The organism is Polaromonas sp. YR568 (assembly GCF_943369675.1).
In the GTDB taxonomy this organism is placed as follows: domain Bacteria; phylum Pseudomonadota; class Gammaproteobacteria; order Burkholderiales; family Burkholderiaceae_C; genus Polaromonas.
Genome location: NZ_CALROB020000009.1, coordinates 74,854 through 91,103 on the forward strand (window position 1 = coordinate 74,854; position 16,250 = coordinate 91,103).

Below are 16,250 nucleotides of genomic sequence, written 5' to 3' on the forward strand. Positions count from 1 at the left end.
GAAAGGATTATCGGGGGTTCTGCGCGAAATCCGGTGTCAACCGGCCGCCGGAGCCGCAACGGCGGCATCGGCCTGTGGCTCATTGACATCAACCGCGATCGAGATCGGCCCCGCGGCCATCTCGGATTCACCGTCGTCCTCGCTCAACGGGTCGGGCGACTCGTCGATTTCCACGTCCAGCCGCTCGATCACGGTGCCGGAAATATCCAGCGTGATCTCGTCGATCTCGCCCAGCCGCACGCGCACCTTGGCGCCGCGCGGCAGGCCTTGCGCGCCCACAGCCGCCAGCACCAGCGGCAGCTCGTCGGCGCGCACCAGGTTGTCCTTGAAAGCGGTGGCCGTCAGTTCGGTGATGCCGTTTTGCTGCAGGTATTTGAGCGTCCAGTAACGCTCTATGCCGGCCTGGAAACCGTTGTAGGCGCCGTAGGCGGCGTCAAAACCCGAGATGATGGAAAACAGCTCGGCGTCCTTGGGCTTGAAAGGCGCGGCCAGCGCGGCGGTGCGGCCGTGGCGCGTGCAGGCAATGATCTGCCACTGGTTGACCAGGTCGGTGTAGCGGCGCAGCGGCGAGGTGCTCCAGGCGTAGCTTTTGACGCCCAGGCCGGCGTGCGGCAGCGCCTTGGTGCCCATGCGCACTTTCACGCCGGGCGCGAGGCTCGCCTGGCTGCGATAGATGCCGGGCACGCCGTGCTCGGCCAGCCACTGGCCCCAGGTGCTGTTGGCCAGGATCATGGCCTCGGCCACGATCAGGTCCAGCGGCGCGCCGCGCTGGCGCGTGCTGATGCTGACGGCCTCATTGCCCTGGGGCTCGCCGCCCGTGGGGTTGTCGAGGCGGAAGTTGTAGTCCGGCCGGTTGAAGTTTTCGGGTTTGCCGCGCGCGATTTCGCGCTGCGCCTTCAGGTGCCTGGCGAGCCGGTGCAGGAATGTCAGCTCCACGCCCCACTGCACGCCGGTGGGCGGGCTGCTTTGCGCGGCTTCAAAGAAAGCCTCGGTGAACGTGCTGTCCAGCACGTCGTGGCGCAGGTTGCTCACGATGGGCACCTGCTCGAGGCGGGTCACGCTTTCCTTGATCTCCAGCGTGGCTTCGTCGAGCGTCACGTACAGCGACAGGGCGGGGCAGTTGCGGCCTTCCTGCAGCGTGTAGATTTGAACGACCTCGTGGGGCAGCATGGTCAGCTTGTAGCCGGGCATATAGACGGTGGACAGCCGCGCGCGGCCCACCGCATCAATCGGGCCGCCGGGCAGCACGGCCAGGCCGGGCGCGGCGATGTGGATGCCCAGCGTGACGGTTCCGCTGCCCAGGCCTTGCACCGACAGCGCATCGTCGATTTCGGTGGTGGCCGAGTCGTCGATGGAAAACGCTTTCACGTCGGCCAGCGGCAGTTCGTCCTTGATCTCGGGCGCCTGCAGCGCCGGAAAGCCCGTGCCCTTGGGGAAGTTCTCGAACAGGAAACGCTTCCAGTGGAACTGGTAGGGCGAGGCGATGGCGCCGGCCTTTTGCAGCAAATCCAGCGGCGCGGTGTGCGTGGCGCGCGAGGCCTCGACCACGGCCTTGTATTCGGGGCTGTTCTTGTCGGGCTTGAAGAGGATTTTGTAGAGCTGCTCGCGCACCGGCGCCGGGCATTCGCCGCGGCCCAGTTCCTCGGCCCAGACAGTGATCTGCACCGCCACCTGCTTTTTCTTTTCGATGGCGGCCAGCGCCTGCTGCAGGATCTCGGCGGGCGCCTTTTTAAAGCGGCCCTTGCCGGCGCGGCGGAAGTAGTGCGGCGCGTCGTAGAGGCGGAACAGCGCGGCGGCCTGCTGCTCCAGCGTGGCGGGTTTGCCGTCGGCGCTGAAGTAGTCGCGGGCCAGGTCGGCGAAGCTGAATTCGCCTTCACCGGCGAATTCCCAGGCCAGGTCGAGCTCGATGTCGTTACTGAGTTTTTGCCCTGCGGCCATCAGCTCGGCGGGCGAGGGTTTCTCAAACTTCAGCAGGGCGTTGACGCCTTTGACCTTGACACGCTTGCCCGAGTCGAGCTCCACCTGCAGCGAGGCATCGCTCTCGGACAAAATACGGCCGGCCAGAAACTTGCCGGCTTCTTCAAACAATACAAACAAAACGGGATCCCTTTGGTGTCTTTGATGACTTGGGACTAGTGTAATCAGCCCCCGTCAAGGACGGCTTTCAGGCCAGCGCCAGGAAATCGAGGATTTCAGGCAGGTGCGTGTCAAAGTCGCTCAGCGCATGGTCGCCGCCTTCGAGGATGCGCAGGTGGGCGCCCGCATAGCGGCCGGCCATTTCGCGCCAGTCCAGCACCTCGTCGCCCTTGGCGATGACGGTGAGGTAGTTTTGCGGCGCCTTGAGCGGCCCGGCGTGCTGCGCTTTCAGCTCATCGACAAAACGCGGCTCGAAGAAAAAATGCTCATCCGGGTTCTGCCAGGTGGTCTGTTCGCCGATGTAGCGCGCCAGGTCGCGCGCCGGTTCCACGGCCGGGTTGAGCAATACGGCCTTGCAGCCGGTAGCCTCGGCCACGGCGGTGGCATAAAAGCCGCCCAGCGAAGAACCGACCACGGCCAGGCTTTCATAGCCGGCCTGAAGCGGCCAGCCGGCGATTTCGTCCAACACGCCGCGCAGCGCGGCCTCGGGCGAGGGCGGCAGCTGCGGGCACCACCAGTGCACGGCCGGGTGGCGCTGCGCCACGATGGCCGCCATTTTTTGGGCTTTCATGGACTGCGGCGAAGAGCGAAAGCCGTGCAGGTAAAGCAGGTGGGTGGTGCGCATGCCCCATGGTAGACGGGCGGGCGCGGTCTTTGGGCTGGCGGATAATCGCCGGATGTCTGCCGTTTTCGACAAACCCTCCCTTTACCAACGAACGCTGCCGCTGTTGCAGGGCTTTGACGGCTTGCTGGCGTTTGCCGTCTTCCTGCTGGCCTGCGCCGGCCTGCTGATCATGTATTCGTCGGGCTACGACCACGGCAGCCGTTTTGTCGACCACGCCCGCAACATGCTGATTGCCGGCGCCATCATGTTTGTGGTGGCGCAGGTGCCGCCGCAGCGCCTGATGGCCTTTGCCGTGCCGCTGTACATCGTGGGCGTGACCCTGCTGGTGGCCGTCGCCATCTTCGGGCTGACCAAAAAAGGCGCCAGGCGCTGGCTCAATGTGGGCGTGGTGATCCAGCCCAGCGAAATCCTCAAGATCGCCATGCCGCTGATGCTGGCCTGGTGGTTCCAGAAGCGCGAAGGCCAATTGCGTCCGCTGGATTTTGTGGCCGCCGTGCTGCTGCTGGCCGTGCCCGTGGGCCTGATCATGAAGCAGCCCGACCTCGGCACCTCGCTGCTGGTGCTGGCCGCCGGCCTGGCGGTGATTTTTTTCGCGGGCCTGAGCTGGAAGCTGATCTGGCCGCCGGTGGTGCTGGGGCTGGTCGGCATTTTCCTGGTGGTGTGGTTCGAGCCGCAAATCTGCGCCGACGGCGTGCGCTGGCCCGTCCTGCACGACTACCAGCAGCAGCGCATCTGCACCCTGCTGGACCCGTCCCGCGACCCGCTAGGTAAAGGTTTTCACATCATCCAGGGCATGATCGCCATCGGTTCGGGCGGCATCACCGGCAAGGGCTTCATGGCCGGCACGCAGACGCACCTGGAGTTCATTCCCGAGCGCACCACCGACTTCATCTTCGCCGCTTATTCCGAAGAATTCGGCCTGCTGGGCAACCTGATGCTGATCTCCGGCTTTATATTCCTCATCCTGCGCGGACTGGCCATCGCGCTGGAGGCGCCGACCTTGTTCGCGCGCCTGCTGGCGGGCGCGCTGACCATGATTTTTTTCACCTACGCCTTCGTCAACATGGGCATGGTCAGCGGCATCCTGCCCGTGGTGGGCGTGCCCTTGCCCTTTATCAGCTACGGCGGCACCGCCATGGTCACGCTGGGCCTGGCCATAGGCATGCTGATGTCGATCGCCAAGGCCAAGCGCCTGGTGCAGTCCTGAAGGGGCCGCCTCCGTGAGCGCCCGCACCGTGACCGTGATCGGGGTGGGCAATATGGGCGCCGGCATGGCGGCCAACCTGCTCGCCAAGGGCTGGGATGTGCGGGTTTGCGACATCGACGAGGCCAAGGTCGCGGCCCTGGTGCAACTGGGGGCTGCTGCCGTCTCCCGTCCCGCAGACGCTCCGGCGGATTCGCAGGCTTTTATCGTCTGTGTCGTCGATGCGGCGCAAACCGAAGACGTGCTGTTTGGCGAGCAGGGCCTGGCCCGCATGCTGCAGCCCGGCCATGCTGTGATGCTGTGCCCGACGATCGCACCCGAGGACGTCGAATCCTTCGCCGCACGGCTGGCCGAACGCGGCGTGCACACGCTGGACACGCCCATGTCGGGCGGCCCGGCCCGGGCGCGCGACGGTTCCATGAGTTTGATGCTGGCCTGCGCGCAGTCGGTCTACGAACAACAGGCCGGTTTGCTGCGGGACTTGTCGGCCAGGGTCTTCCACATCAGCGAAAAACCCGGCGACGGCGCCCGCACCAAACTGGTCAACAACCTGCTGGCGGGCATCAACCTGGTGGGCGCTGCCGAGGCTTTGGCGCTGGCCGGGCGTCTGGGGCTGGACCTGGGCAAGACCCTGGACGTGATCGAACAGTCCAGCGGGCAGAGCTGGATAGGCTCGGACCGCCTGCGCCGGGCGATTGCCGGCGACTACGCGCCGCGCGCCCATGTCACCCTGCTGGAAAAAGACACCCGGCTGGCCGTGGCGGCGGCCCGCGCGGCGGGGTTTGAGGGGCCGCTGGGCGAGCGCGCCAGCCAGGTCTTTGCCGAGTCTGCCAAGGCCGGCCTGGCCGGCGAGGATGACGCCGCGCTGTTCAAGCACCTGGGCGGACAAGGCGGCTGAGCGGCAAGACCCCGCGGCGCCAGCGGCTCGCGCATCACCCGCCCCGCCGCAGAGGCAGACTGCCTACAATGGCCGCATGACTTCACTTCGCTCCACCACCGCCTCCGCCCCCAACAAGTCCACGGTCTCATCGACCGCCCGGCCGACGGTGGAGTCGACCTCGGGGCGGCTGGAGATCGCGCAAAAGCTGCTGCTGGCGCCCTTCGGCCTCACGCAGGCGCACCTGAGCCGCGCGCTCGGTGAAATCACCTCGCACGGCGCGGATGACGCCGACCTCTACTTCCAGTACACCCGCAGCGAAGGCTGGAGCCTGGAAGAAGGCATCGTGAAAACCGGCTCCTTCAGCATCGACCAGGGCGTGGGCGTGCGCGCCGTCAGCGGTGAGAAAACCGCTTTTGCCTATTCCGACGACATTTCCGAAGCTTCGCTGCTCGACGCGGCGCGCACGGTGCGCAGCATTTCCGCCGGCGGCAAAAGCGCCCGCGTCAAGACACCGGCCAGCCGCATTGCCGGCAGCCGCTCGCTCTACCAGGGCCTGGACCCCATCGCCACGCTGGACAGCACGGCCAAAGTCCACCTGCTCGAAAAAGTGGAAAAGCTCGCCAAGGCCAAGGATCCGCGCATCGTGCAGGTCATGGCCGGCCTGGCCAGCGAATACGACGTGGTGATGGTGGCGCGCGCCGACGGCACGCTGGCCGCTGACGTGCGCCCGCTGGTGCGCCTGAGCGTGACGGTGATCGCCGAGCAGAAAGGCCGGCGCGAAGTCGGCTCGGGCGGCGGCGGCGGCCGTTTCGGCCTGGCGTATTTTGACGACGCACAGATCGCCGAATACGTGAACGACGCGGTGAAAGCCGCCTTGACCAACCTCGACGCGCGCCCCGCGCCGGCCGGTGAAATGACGGTGGTGCTGGGCTCGGGCTGGCCCGGCATCCTGTTGCACGAGGCCATAGGCCATGGCCTGGAAGGTGACTTCAACCGCAAGGGCTCCAGCGCGTTTTCCGGCAAGATCGGCCAGCGCGTGGCGGCCAAGGGCGTCACGGTGCTGGACGACGGCACGATTGCCGACCGCCGCGGCTCGCTCAACGTCGACGACGAGGGCAACGCCAGCCAGCGCAATGTGTTGATCGAAGACGGCATCCTGAAGGGCTACATCCAGGATTCGCTGAATGCGCGCCTGATGAAGGTCAAGCCCACCGGCAACGGCCGGCGCGAAAGCTACGCCCACGTGCCCATGCCGCGCATGACCAACACCTACATGCTGGGCGGCGACAAGCAGCCCGAGGAAATCGTGGCCAGCATCAAAAAGGGCCTGTACGCCACCAACTTCGGCGGCGGCCAGGTCGACATCACCTCGGGCAAGTTCGTGTTCTCGGCCAGCGAAGCCTTCTGGGTTGAAAACGGCAAAATTCTTTACCCCGTCAAGGGTGCGACGATTGTCGGCAACGGCCCGGACGCGCTGACCCGCGTCACCATGATGGGCAACGACATGGCGCTGGACAGCGGTGTAGGTACCTGCGGCAAGGAAGGCCAGAGCGTGCCGGTGGGCGTGGGCCAGCCGACCTTGCGCATTGACGGCCTGACCGTGGGCGGAACGGCCTGAACCGGGCTGTTTCGGACGCTTTTCAGACCTGTGCTACATTCCAGCTTATGAATTCCGCCAAGTTTTATTTTGGTTACTTTTGGTTCTCAAGCGCTTCCGGCGGTAGAGAGATCAAGGCGTGACCCGATAAAACGCACCGATTCTCCAAAAACCGCCGGCCTCCGGCGGTTTTTTTTTGCCCGTTCAATTCCTCAATGACCTGATTTGTGACTCCCGACTCCTGACGCCTGATTGATATCCCGAAAGAAAAGGAAAACTGCGATGAATGCCAAAGCCACCTCCGCCAGCGACAACTGGTATGCGACCGTCGAAAAAACCAGCCAGACCGACGACGAACGCATCAAGGACATCACCGTGCTACCCCCTCCCGAGCATCTCATCCGCTTTTTCCCGATCCGCGGCACCGCCGTCGAGACGCTGATCAGCAAGACCCGCCAGGGTATCCACAACATCATCCAGGGCACGGACGACCGCCTGCTGGTCGTCGTCGGCCCGTGTTCCATCCACGACCCCATGGCGGCGCTGGAATACGCCCGCAAGCTGGTCGAGCAGCGCAAAAAATACGAAGGCACGCTGGAAATCGTGATGCGCGTCTACTTCGAAAAACCGCGCACCACCGTGGGCTGGAAGGGGCTGATCAACGACCCCTACCTCGATGAAACCTTCCGCATCGACGAGGGCCTGCGCATTGCGCGCCAGCTGCTGATCGACATCAACCGCCTGGGCCTGCCGGCCGGCAGCGAGTTCCTGGACGTGATCTCACCGCAGTACATCGGCGACCTGATCTCCTGGGGCGCGATTGGCGCGCGCACCACTGAAAGCCAGGTGCACCGCGAACTGGCCTCGGGCCTGTCGGCGCCCATAGGCTTCAAGAACGGCACCGACGGCAACATCCGCATCGCCACCGACGCCATCCAGGCGGCGGCGCGCGGCCACCACTTTTTGTCGGTGCATAAAAACGGCCAGGTCGCCATCGTGCAGACCAACGGCAACAAGGATTGCCACGTGATCCTGCGCGGCGGCAAGGCGCCCAACTACGACGCGGCCAGCGTCGCGGCCGCCTGCAAGGAACTGGAAGCCTCCAAGCTGCCGGCCACGCTGATGGTGGACTGCAGCCACGCCAACAGCTCCAAGCAGCACGAAAAGCAGGTCGAGGTGGCGCGCGACATCGCCGGCCAGGTGGCTGGAGGCTCGCGCAATGTGTTCGGCCTGATGGTGGAAAGCCACCTCAATGCCGGCGCGCAGAAATTCACCCCCGGCAAGGACGACTCGAAAGCGCTGGAATACGGCAAGAGCATCACCGACGCCTGCCTGGGCTGGAACGATTCCCTGGACGTGCTGGAAATCCTGTCGGCCGCCGTGCTCAAGCGCCGCGCCGGCAAATAAGGACCGGCTAGCACCTGCGGGTTTGTGCGAATAGCCGCCACACCCGCAAGTCGCCGACCATGGGCCTTGACCAGGAGCACATCATGCGCAGCGAAGTCAGTGTGAGCTTCAAGGACAGCCCGTCCGTGCGGCTGGACCTCAATGAAGTGCAGCCCATGCCGCACGACGTGGCAAGGGGGTGGCTGGACGACCAGTTCACGCAGATGGGCTGCGAGCCGCTGCGGCCCACCGGCAAGCTGCTGACGGCCGACAAGGTCGTGGTGGTGGCCCAGGCGGCCGGGCCGGCGAAGTTCGCCGAGGCCAAATGGGCGCAAGAGTTTGCCCGCGCGACCAGCGCGGCGCTGGCCAAGCCCGTCGTGCACATCAACGTGGCCACGCTCAGCATCACCTATTAATTAGTAGAGCCCCAGGAGCTCCAGGGAAAGACTCAGGCCTTGAGCGCTTCCAGCAATTTGGCGTGAATCCCGCCAAATCCCCCATTGCTCATGCACAGCAGATGGTCGCCAGGCCGGGCCGCCGCCTTGACTTGCTCAAGCAGCTGGTCAATGGTGCCGGCCACCTGGGCGCGTTCGCCCATGGGCGCCAGCGCCGCGCGCGCGTCCCAATCCAACCCGCCTGCATGGCAGAAAGCCAGGTCGGCCTGCTCCAGGCTCCAGGGCAGTTGGGCCGTCATGGCGCCCAGTTTCATGGTGTTGCTGCGCGGCTCGAAGATCGCGAGGATGCGCTCGGCGCCCCGGCCGGCGCTTTGCAGCTGGCGGCGCAGGCCGTCCACCGTGGTGTGGATGGCGGTGGGGTGGTGGGCGAAGTCGTCGTACACCGTGATGTCGCCGCCCTTGCGCGGGATCACGCCGCGAACTTCCATGCGGCGCTTGACGTTCTGGAACGCCGCCAGCGCGCGGGCCGCGGCTTCCGGCGCCACGCCCACGTGCTCGGCCGCGGCAATCGCAGCCAGCGCGTTGAGCTGGTTGTGCACGCCGCTGATGCCCCACTGCACATGGGCCACGGCTTCACCGCCCTTGAGTACGTGAAAGTCGTGTGGCTCGCCGTGGGCCGTGAAGCCGGCTTTGTTCAGCAAACCGTTTCCGAAGAGCAACTGCTCACTCCAGCATCCCTGGGCCAGCACGCGCTGCAGGCTGGCTTCGGCGGCGTTGACGACCACGCGACCCTGTGAAGGCACCGTGCGCACCAGGTGGTGGAACTGCCGCTCTATGGCCGCCAGGTCGTCAAAGATGTCGGCGTGGTCGAACTCCAGGTTGTTCAGCACGGCGGTGCGCGGCCGGTAGTGCACGAACTTGCTGCGCTTGTCGAAAAACGCCGTGTCGTACTCGTCGGCCTCGATCACAAAGGTGTTGCCCGCGCCCAGGCGGGCCGAGACGCCGAAATTGAGCGGCACGCCGCCGACCAGGAAACCCGGCTGCAGCCCGGCGTGCTCCAGGATCCAGGCCAGCATGGCCGTGGTGGTGGTCTTGCCGTGCGTGCCGGCCACAGCCAGTACATGGCGCGGGCCGGTCGCGTGGTGGGTGGGGTGGTGAAGGACGTGGCCTGACAGCCATTGCGGGCCGCTGGTATAGGGTTTGCCGCTGTTCAGGATGGCTTCCATCAGCGGGTATTTGGGCGTTCCGTCGGCCAGCCGGGCGCGTGAGATCACGTTGCCGACAACGAACACGTCGGGCTCAAACGCCATCTGGTCGGCGCCGTAGCCCTCGATCAACTCGATGCCAAGGCCGCGCAGCTGGTCGCTCATGGGCGGGTAGACGCCGGTGTCGCAACCCGTGACTTTGTGCCCGGCCTCCCGCGCCAGGGCGGCCAGGCCGCCCATAAAAGTGCCGCAGATTCCCAGAATATGTATGTGCATGGGCCTGTATTCTAGGCAGGGCGTTCCGCCAGTCCTCTGGCGCCGGGGCGGGCTGCCGCGCTGGGGGCTGAACTTTAGGAGCTTGCGAAGGCCTAACCGGGCACAATTGCTTCGCCGCTCCCGTATCTTCTTCGCCTCCAGGCCTGCCGACCTTGACCCCACATACCCTCAAATCCGAAATTGCCGCCACCGCTGCCGCGCTGGTGGTTGAAGAAGGGCTGGAATACGGCCCCGCCAAGCGCCGCGCCGTCAAACAGATGGCGCTGCCGGCCCGTACCGAACTGCCCGGCAACGACGAACTCGAAGACGCAGTGCGCGAATACATCGCGCTGTTCTGCGCCGACTCCCAGCCGGCCGAACTGGCGGCCCTGCGGGAGCTGGCCCTGGTCTGGATGGAGCGCCTGGCGCAGTTCCGGCCCTACCTGGGCGGCGCCGTCTGGCACGGCACGGCCACGCGGCTGTCCGATATTTACATCCAGCTTTTCTGCGATGACCCCAAATCGGCCGAGATCGCGCTGATTGAGCACAATGTGGACTACGAGCCGCGCACCGTGACCGGTTTTACCGGCGACAGCGTGGAAGCGCTGAGCCTGCGAAGTGTGTGCAAACCTTTGAACGAAACCGTAGGTGTGCACCTGATGGTCTATGACCACGACGACCTGCGCGGCGCCCTGAGGCCGGACGCCAAGGGCCGAACGCCGCGGGGCGACCTCGCCGCGGTGCAAAAATTAGTGAATACCCAACCCGGAGTTCCCAACACGTGAACCGCAGAAACATGCTTTATGGCACTGCCGCCGCCGTGGCCGGCTTGGCGGGCGCCACCGTGGCCTGGTGGAAATTCCAGCCGCACCAGGTGGAGGTGGCAGCTCCGGCCGCTTCCGCTGCCGGGGCAATAGGTACCGGAGGGAGCGCCTCCGACGCCTTCTGGAGCCTGAGCTTTGACACGCCGGACGGCAAGAACCTGTCCATGAGCAGTTTTCGCGGCAAGCTGTTGCTGGTCAACTTCTGGGCCACCTGGTGCCCGCCTTGTGTCGAGGAATTGCCTTTATTGGATTACTTCTACCAGGAAAATCGCGACAAAAACCTGCAAGTGCTGGGTTTGGCCGTGGACCAGCCCACCGCTGTGCGCAACTGGCTGCAAGCCAAACCGCTGCATTTTCCGGTCGGCATGGCCGGCCTGAGTGGGACCGAACTCAGCAAGTCGCTGGGTAACATCGCCGGTAGCCTGCCCTTCACGGCGGTGTTCAGCGCTTCGGGTGAACTGCTACACCGCAAGGTTGGCAAGGTGCTGCCGGAAGACCTGGCGCTGTGGGCCAAACTCGTCTAGCGTCTGTGTAGTGCCTGGCCGCCATGTTGCGTGGAAAAATCCGGCAACAACCGGGAACAGGGTCCTAACAGCACGCTTGGGAGCAATTTCCAGGGATGAGAGCCACCCGCTGTACGGTTTGGAATGGCCTCCGGCTTGATGTACACTCTGCGCTTTCCAGGGCCAAGCCGCTTGGCTGGTCCCTGCAGTAATTAACTGATACGCGCTTTAAAGCGTAAAAGCAGAGAATAAGTGAAAAAAGAAGGAAGATCGGTCGCCACGTCAAGTGCCTCCCGTTTCCGGCCTTTCAGTCAAAAGCTGCGCCGAGATCCCGCGCCAGCATCTACCGTCGTTGGAGAGAACCCATGGATTTAAGAAAACTCAAGACCCTGATCGACCTCGTCTCGGAGTCCAACGTCTCCGAGCTGGAGATCACCGAAGCCGAAGGCAAGGTGCGTATCGTCAAATCCAGCGGCGCTCCCGTCGTGATGCAGCAGCCGGTTGCCATGGTAGCAGCTCCTGCCGCCGCCCCTGTGGCCGGCGCGCCCGCCGCCCCAGCCGCCGACGCGGCGCCTGCGGCCCCCGCCGGCCATGCCGTCAAGTCGCCCATGGTGGGCACCTTCTACCGCTCGGCCAGCCCCGGCGCCAAGCCTTTTGTTGAACTCGGCAGCGTGGTGAAGGAAGGCGAGACCATCTGCATCATCGAGGCGATGAAGATCCTCAATGAGATCGAAGCCGACAAGTCGGGCACGGTCACCAAGATCCTTTCGGAAAACGGCCAGGCTGTCGAATACGGCCAACCCCTCTTCATCATTGAATAAGCGGGGCGCAGCGCCTCCTTTTCAAACCAGGCTTACCGACGCATGTTCAAGAAAATACTGATCGCCAACCGCGGGGAGATCGCCTTGCGCATCCAGCGCGCCTGCCGCGAACTCGGCGTCAAGGCCGTGATGGTCTATTCCGAGGCCGACCGCGAAGCGAAATACATCAAGCTGGCGGACGAATCGGTCTGCATAGGCCCGGCGCCCTCCAAGGACAGCTACCTCAACATGCCCGCCATCATCTCGGCGGCCGAGGTGACGGACGCCGAAGCCATCCACCCCGGCTACGGTTTCCTGAGCGAGAACGCCGACTTCGCCGAGCGGGTGGAAAAAAGCGGCTTCAAGTTCATCGGCCCTTCGCCGGAGTCCATCCGCATCATGGGCGACAAGGTCTCGGCCAAGCAGACCATGATCAAGGCCGGCGTGCCCTGCGTGCCCGGCTCCGAAGGCGCCTTGCCTGACGACCCGGTCGTCATCAAGCGCACCGCCAAGCAGGTCGGCTACCCTGTCATCATCAAGGCGGCGGGCGGCGGCGGCGGGCGCGGCATGCGCGTTGTGCACACCGAGGCGGCCCTGCTGCACGCGGTGCAGACCACCAAGGCCGAAGCCGGCGCGGCCTTCGGCAACCCCGAGGTCTACATGGAGAAATTCCTGCAGAACCCGCGGCACATCGAAATCCAGATCCTGGCCGACCAGCACAAAAACGCGGTCTGGCTGGGCGAGCGCGACTGCTCCATGCAGCGCCGCCACCAGAAAGTCATTGAAGAGGCTCCGGCGCCCGGCATTCCGCGCAAGCTGATCGAGCGCATCGGCGAGCGCTGCGTCGCGGCCGTCAAGAAGATAGGCTACCGCGGCGCGGGCACCTTCGAGTTCCTCTACGAAAACGGCGAGTTCTACTTCATCGAGATGAACACCCGCGTGCAGGTGGAGCATCCGGTCACCGAATGGATCACCGGCGTGGACATCGTACGCACCCAGATCATGGTGGCGGCCGGCGAAAAACTGCCTTTCGCCCAGCGCGACATCGAGCTCAAGGGCCATTCCATCGAATGCCGCATCAACGCGGAAGACCCCTACAAGTTCGTTCCCTCGCCGGGCCGCATCACGACCTGGCACACGCCGGGCGGGCCGGGCGTGCGGGTGGATTCGCACATTTACGCCAACTACTTCGTGCCGCCCAACTACGACTCCATGATCGGCAAGATCATCGTCCACGGCGACACGCGCGAGCAGGCCTTGGCCCGCATGAGCACGGCGCTGGCCGAAACCGTGGTCGAAGGCATCAACACCAACATCCCGCTGCACCGCGAACTGATGGTGGACGCCAAGTTCATGGATGGCGGCACGAACATCCACTACTTGGAAGAGTGGCTGTCCAAACGTGAGCGCTGAACGCTGCCCGAGCGCGTAATGAGCTTGTTTGAACTGATCCTGCTGGCCCCCGTCGACGAAGTCGAAACCCTCAGCGAGGGGCTGGACGCGCTGGATGCGCTCAGCGTGTCGGTGGAAGACGCCGACGCCCAGACACCCGCCGAGCAGGCTTTGTTCGGCGAGCCCGACATGCCGCCGCCCAAGCCGGGCTGGGAGCGCTCCCGCATCGTCTCGCTGTTTTCCACTGAAGCCCTGGCGCGCGACGCGGCCCGGGTGCTGGCGGCCCAGGATTTTTTTGCGGGTTGCAGTGTGGTCGCCATCCAGGCCGTACCCGAGCAGGACTGGGTGCGCCTGACGCAGTCGCAGTTCGAACCGGTGGACATCACACCCGAATTCTGGATCGTGCCGACCTGGCATGAGCCGCCGGCCGAAGCCAAACAGGTGATTCGCCTCGACCCGGGCCTGGCCTTCGGCACCGGCACCCATCCGACCACACGCATGTGCCTGCGCTGGATTGCCGGCCGGGCCGGTAACGACCTGGGCCGTGTGCTGGACTACGGCTGTGGTTCGGGCATCCTGGCGATAGGCGCGGCAAAGTTTGGTGCTACCGATATCGACGCCGTCGACATTGATCCGGCCGCCGTCGAATCGACGCGCGCCAATGCCGAGGCCAACCATGTGGTGCTCAATGCCGGGCTGCCCGAAAAAGCATCCGGTGAATACCACACCGTGCTGGCCAACATCCTGGCCACGCCGCTCAAGGTGCTGGCGCCGCTGCTGTGCGCGCACGTCGAAAAGGGTGGCCACCTCGTGCTCGCCGGCATCCTGGATCGCCAGGCTGAAGAGCTGAAAGAGGCTTACGCACCGTATTGCCAGCTCACCGTGCATGACGCGCAAGAGGGCTGGATACTGATGACCGCCGGCTTCTGAGCCGGTCTTCGCCGCAGGTACCGCGGTTTTCGGGCCGTCAGCGGCGGCCCCGCCCCCTACAATACAGCGCTAAATGAGCCTGATTACGCGCTGCCCCGCATGCGGCACGATGTTCAAAGTCGTGACCGACCAACTCAAAGTCTCACAAGGCTGGGTGCGATGCGGGCATTGCGCCGAAGTTTTTGACGCGTCGGTCCATCTGTTGCCGCGCGACATGTCTTCGCTGACCGCGCCCGCCGCCGCGTTGCTCGACACGGTGCCCGATACCACGGCCGCACCCCTTCCAGGGTTTGACGCGCCCACCGAGCCCCAAAGCCTGCCTCCCGAAAAGCCGCCGGTAGACATTCCTTCCGAGGAATGGGCGCCGGCCCGCTCATTTGCCGACAGGGCGCCGCTGCGGCCCCCCAGTTCCGGCCGGAACGATGCCCAGGACAGCGCGGCGGACTTTGACCCCGCGCGCTGGAAGCGGGTGCAGCAGGAGCGCCAGCACGACCCGTTGGAGCTGCCCGCTGAATCGCTGCCCGACGAACCACCGCCACGCCAGCCGGCCATGCTGCGCGAGGCCGTCATTGAGGACGATTCCAGCTTCGACTATTCCGACGTTGATTCCGGCATGCCGGGTCGGCCGGTGGAGCATGACGTGTCGTTTGTGCGGGACGCGCGGCGCAAGGCCTTCTGGAGAAGGCCGCTGACGCGCTGGTCGCTGGCCCTGCTGTCCTTGCTGCTGCTGGCCACGCTGGTTGGGCAATGGGCGGTCCAGCAAAGAAACACGCTGGCGGCACTGGAGCCGCGGCTGCTTCCCGCGCTGCAGGCGCTGTGCGCGCCGCTGCACTGCGAAATCCGCCCGCCCCGCCATATCGAGTCGCTGGTGATCGACAGCTCCACCTTCAACCGCATCGGCCCCGACGCCTACCGCCTGAGCTTCACCCTCAAGAATACCGGCGTGACGCCCCTGGAAATGCCTTCGCTGGAAGTTTCCCTGACCGACACGCAGGACCAGGCGGTGGTGCGCCGCGTCCTGGCGCCGGCGCAGTTTGGCGCCAGGGCCGCCACGCTGGCGGCCCAGTCCGAACTGGCGGGCCTGGTCATCATGAAAGTCTCCGGCGATGCCGGCGCCTCCGCATCCTCAGCTTCCTCCGCGCCTCCATCCCTGCGGGTGGCGGGTTATCGCGTCCTGGCTTTTTATCCCTGACTGAAACGAGAAAATTCAATGTCCGCTGTGATTTGTGGCTCCCTGGCTTTTGACACCATCATGACTTTTGAGGGGCGGTTTTCCGAGCAGATCCTGCCCGATCAACTGCACATCCTCAACGTGTCCTTCCTGGTGCCGGCGCTGCGCCGCGAATTCGGCGGTTGCGCCGGCAACATCGCCTACAGCCTGCGGCAACTGGGCGGCAAGGCCCTGCCGATGGCGACGGTCGGCACCGACGGCGCCGAGTACGTGGAGCGCATGAACACCCTGGGCATCAGCACCGAGTTCGTGCGCCAGGTCGGCGACACCTACACAGCGCAGGCCATGATCATGACCGACCGCGACAACAACCAGATCACGGCTTTCCATCCCGGCGCGATGATGCAGGCCCATGTCACCCGCATAGAAGCGCGCGCCGATATCAAGCTGGGCATCATCTCGCCCGACGGGCGCGACGCCATGCTGCAGCATGCCGAGCAGTTCAAGGCGGCCGGTATTCCCTTTGTGTTCGACCCGGGCCAGGGCCTGCCCATGTTCGACGGCAAGGAGCTTTCGCATTTCGTCGAGCTGGCAACCTGGGTGACGGTGAACGATTACGAAGCCAAAATGCTCTGCGACCGCACCGGCCTGTCGTGTGCCGAATTGTCCAAACGCGTGCAGGGCCTGGTGGTGACGCTGGGCGCCGAAGGCTGTGAAGTCTGGATTGACGGCGAAAAAACCGTGGTGCCGCCGGTCAAGGCTGAGGCCGTGGTGGACCCGACCGGTTGCGGCGACGCCTTTCGCGGCGCGTTGCTGTTCGGCCTGGAGCAGGGCTGGCCGCTGGCGCGCTGTGCGGCGCTGGGCAACCGGGTCGGCGCGCTTAAGATAGCGACACGCGGCGGCCAGAACTACACACTGACTGCCGCGCAAATCGCGGGCTGAGCGTC

Annotated in this window: 15 protein-coding genes; 12 read left to right on the forward strand and 3 right to left on the reverse strand. The window is 65.1% G+C overall.

Annotated features, from left to right (window positions below; genetic code table 11):
* Positions 1-36: 36 nt before the first annotated feature.
* Together ACLV8F_RS06710 and ACLV8F_RS06715 are read right to left on the reverse strand one after the other, a co-directional pair.
* Entirely contained in the window at positions 37-2,097 is a 2,061-nt protein-coding gene (locus ACLV8F_RS06710) for a ribonuclease catalytic domain-containing protein (protein ID WP_411883467.1), read from the reverse strand.
* A 67-nt stretch (positions 2,098-2,164) separates the two neighbouring features.
* On the reverse strand, positions 2,165-2,761 hold the full coding sequence (locus ACLV8F_RS06715; protein ID WP_411883468.1) for a YqiA/YcfP family alpha/beta fold hydrolase: 597 nt from the start codon (positions 2,759-2,761) through the stop codon (positions 2,165-2,167).
* A gap of 52 nt (positions 2,762-2,813) precedes the next feature.
* Between ACLV8F_RS06715 and rodA the strand changes: the two genes are divergently transcribed.
* From rodA to ACLV8F_RS06740, 5 genes are all read left to right on the forward strand, one after another.
* Positions 2,814-3,968 (forward strand): rod shape-determining protein RodA, encoded by a 1,155-nt coding sequence (gene rodA / locus ACLV8F_RS06720; protein WP_411883469.1) that lies wholly within the window; start codon positions 2,814-2,816, stop codon positions 3,966-3,968.
* A 13-nt stretch (positions 3,969-3,981) separates the two neighbouring features.
* Positions 3,982-4,863, forward strand: a complete 882-nt coding sequence (locus ACLV8F_RS06725; protein ID WP_411883470.1) for an NAD(P)-dependent oxidoreductase — start codon at positions 3,982-3,984, stop codon at positions 4,861-4,863.
* Between the two features lie 76 nt (positions 4,864-4,939).
* The gene (tldD, locus tag ACLV8F_RS06730) at positions 4,940-6,463 is read left to right on the forward strand and encodes a metalloprotease TldD (protein ID WP_411883471.1); all 1,524 of its coding nucleotides are present in this window, start codon (positions 4,940-4,942) and stop codon (positions 6,461-6,463) included.
* 261 nt (positions 6,464-6,724) lie between these two features.
* Positions 6,725-7,849, forward strand: a complete 1,125-nt coding sequence (locus ACLV8F_RS06735) for a 3-deoxy-7-phosphoheptulonate synthase (RefSeq protein WP_411883472.1) — start codon at positions 6,725-6,727, stop codon at positions 7,847-7,849.
* A gap of 83 nt (positions 7,850-7,932) precedes the next feature.
* Positions 7,933-8,244: a hypothetical protein gene (locus ACLV8F_RS06740; RefSeq protein WP_411883473.1), complete on the forward strand. Its 312-nt coding sequence runs from the start codon at positions 7,933-7,935 to the stop codon at positions 8,242-8,244.
* A gap of 32 nt (positions 8,245-8,276) precedes the next feature.
* On the opposite strand, the gene mpl is transcribed toward ACLV8F_RS06740, so the two are convergent.
* Entirely contained in the window at positions 8,277-9,704 is a 1,428-nt protein-coding gene (gene mpl, locus ACLV8F_RS06745) for a UDP-N-acetylmuramate:L-alanyl-gamma-D-glutamyl-meso-diaminopimelate ligase (protein ID WP_411883474.1), read from the reverse strand.
* A 152-nt stretch (positions 9,705-9,856) separates the two neighbouring features.
* On the opposite strand from mpl, the gene ACLV8F_RS06750 reads away from it, so the two are divergent.
* The 7 genes from ACLV8F_RS06750 to ACLV8F_RS06780 all read left to right on the forward strand — a co-directional run bounded on the left by ACLV8F_RS06750 (position 9,857) and on the right by ACLV8F_RS06780 (position 16,245).
* The gene (locus tag ACLV8F_RS06750; RefSeq protein ID WP_411883475.1) at positions 9,857-10,468 is read left to right on the forward strand and encodes a hypothetical protein; all 612 of its coding nucleotides are present in this window, start codon (positions 9,857-9,859) and stop codon (positions 10,466-10,468) included.
* Complete coding sequence (locus tag ACLV8F_RS06755; protein WP_411883476.1) at positions 10,465-11,031, forward strand: TlpA disulfide reductase family protein; 567 nt, start codon at positions 10,465-10,467, stop codon at positions 11,029-11,031. Before ACLV8F_RS06750 ends, ACLV8F_RS06755 begins: the two co-directional genes overlap by 4 nt.
* Positions 11,032-11,375: 344 nt before the next feature.
* Positions 11,376-11,831, forward strand: coding sequence for an acetyl-CoA carboxylase biotin carboxyl carrier protein (gene accB / locus ACLV8F_RS06760; RefSeq protein ID WP_411883477.1), 456 nt, complete (start codon positions 11,376-11,378; stop codon positions 11,829-11,831).
* Positions 11,832-11,873: 42 nt separating this feature from the next.
* Positions 11,874-13,223 carry an acetyl-CoA carboxylase biotin carboxylase subunit gene (gene accC, locus ACLV8F_RS06765; RefSeq protein ID WP_411877990.1) on the forward strand — a complete coding sequence of 450 codons (1,350 nt, stop codon included), beginning with the start codon at positions 11,874-11,876 and terminating at the stop codon, positions 13,221-13,223.
* A 24-nt stretch (positions 13,224-13,247) separates the two neighbouring features.
* Positions 13,248-14,132 carry a 50S ribosomal protein L11 methyltransferase gene (gene prmA, locus ACLV8F_RS06770; RefSeq protein ID WP_411883521.1) on the forward strand — a complete coding sequence of 295 codons (885 nt, stop codon included), beginning with the start codon at positions 13,248-13,250 and terminating at the stop codon, positions 14,130-14,132.
* A 73-nt stretch (positions 14,133-14,205) separates the two neighbouring features.
* Positions 14,206-15,324, forward strand: a complete 1,119-nt coding sequence (locus tag ACLV8F_RS06775; RefSeq protein ID WP_411883478.1) for a DUF3426 domain-containing protein — start codon at positions 14,206-14,208, stop codon at positions 15,322-15,324.
* 18 nt (positions 15,325-15,342) lie between these two features.
* Positions 15,343-16,245: a carbohydrate kinase family protein gene (locus ACLV8F_RS06780; RefSeq protein WP_411883479.1), complete on the forward strand. Its 903-nt coding sequence runs from the start codon at positions 15,343-15,345 to the stop codon at positions 16,243-16,245.
* Positions 16,246-16,250 lie beyond the last annotated feature (5 nt).

Excerpts from the sequence above, each read along its gene's own strand:
- ACLV8F_RS06715 (WP_411883468.1), bottom strand. The coding sequence starts at position 2,761 with ATGCGCACCACCCACCTGCTTTACCTGCACGGCTTTCGCTCTTCGCCG.
- rodA (WP_411883469.1), top strand. The coding sequence starts at position 2,814 with ATGTCTGCCGTTTTCGACAAACCCTCCCTTTACCAACGAACGCTGCCG.
- tldD (WP_411883471.1), top strand. The coding sequence starts at position 4,940 with ATGACTTCACTTCGCTCCACCACCGCCTCCGCCCCCAACAAGTCCACG.
- ACLV8F_RS06735 (WP_411883472.1), top strand. The coding sequence starts at position 6,725 with ATGAATGCCAAAGCCACCTCCGCCAGCGACAACTGGTATGCGACCGTC.
- ACLV8F_RS06740 (WP_411883473.1), top strand. The coding sequence starts at position 7,933 with ATGCGCAGCGAAGTCAGTGTGAGCTTCAAGGACAGCCCGTCCGTGCGG.
- mpl (WP_411883474.1), bottom strand. The coding sequence starts at position 9,704 with ATGCACATACATATTCTGGGAATCTGCGGCACTTTTATGGGCGGCCTG.
- accB (WP_411883477.1), top strand. The coding sequence starts at position 11,376 with ATGGATTTAAGAAAACTCAAGACCCTGATCGACCTCGTCTCGGAGTCC.
- accC (WP_411877990.1), top strand. The coding sequence starts at position 11,874 with ATGTTCAAGAAAATACTGATCGCCAACCGCGGGGAGATCGCCTTGCGC.
- ACLV8F_RS06775 (WP_411883478.1), top strand. The coding sequence starts at position 14,206 with ATGAGCCTGATTACGCGCTGCCCCGCATGCGGCACGATGTTCAAAGTC.
- ACLV8F_RS06780 (WP_411883479.1), top strand. The coding sequence starts at position 15,343 with ATGTCCGCTGTGATTTGTGGCTCCCTGGCTTTTGACACCATCATGACT.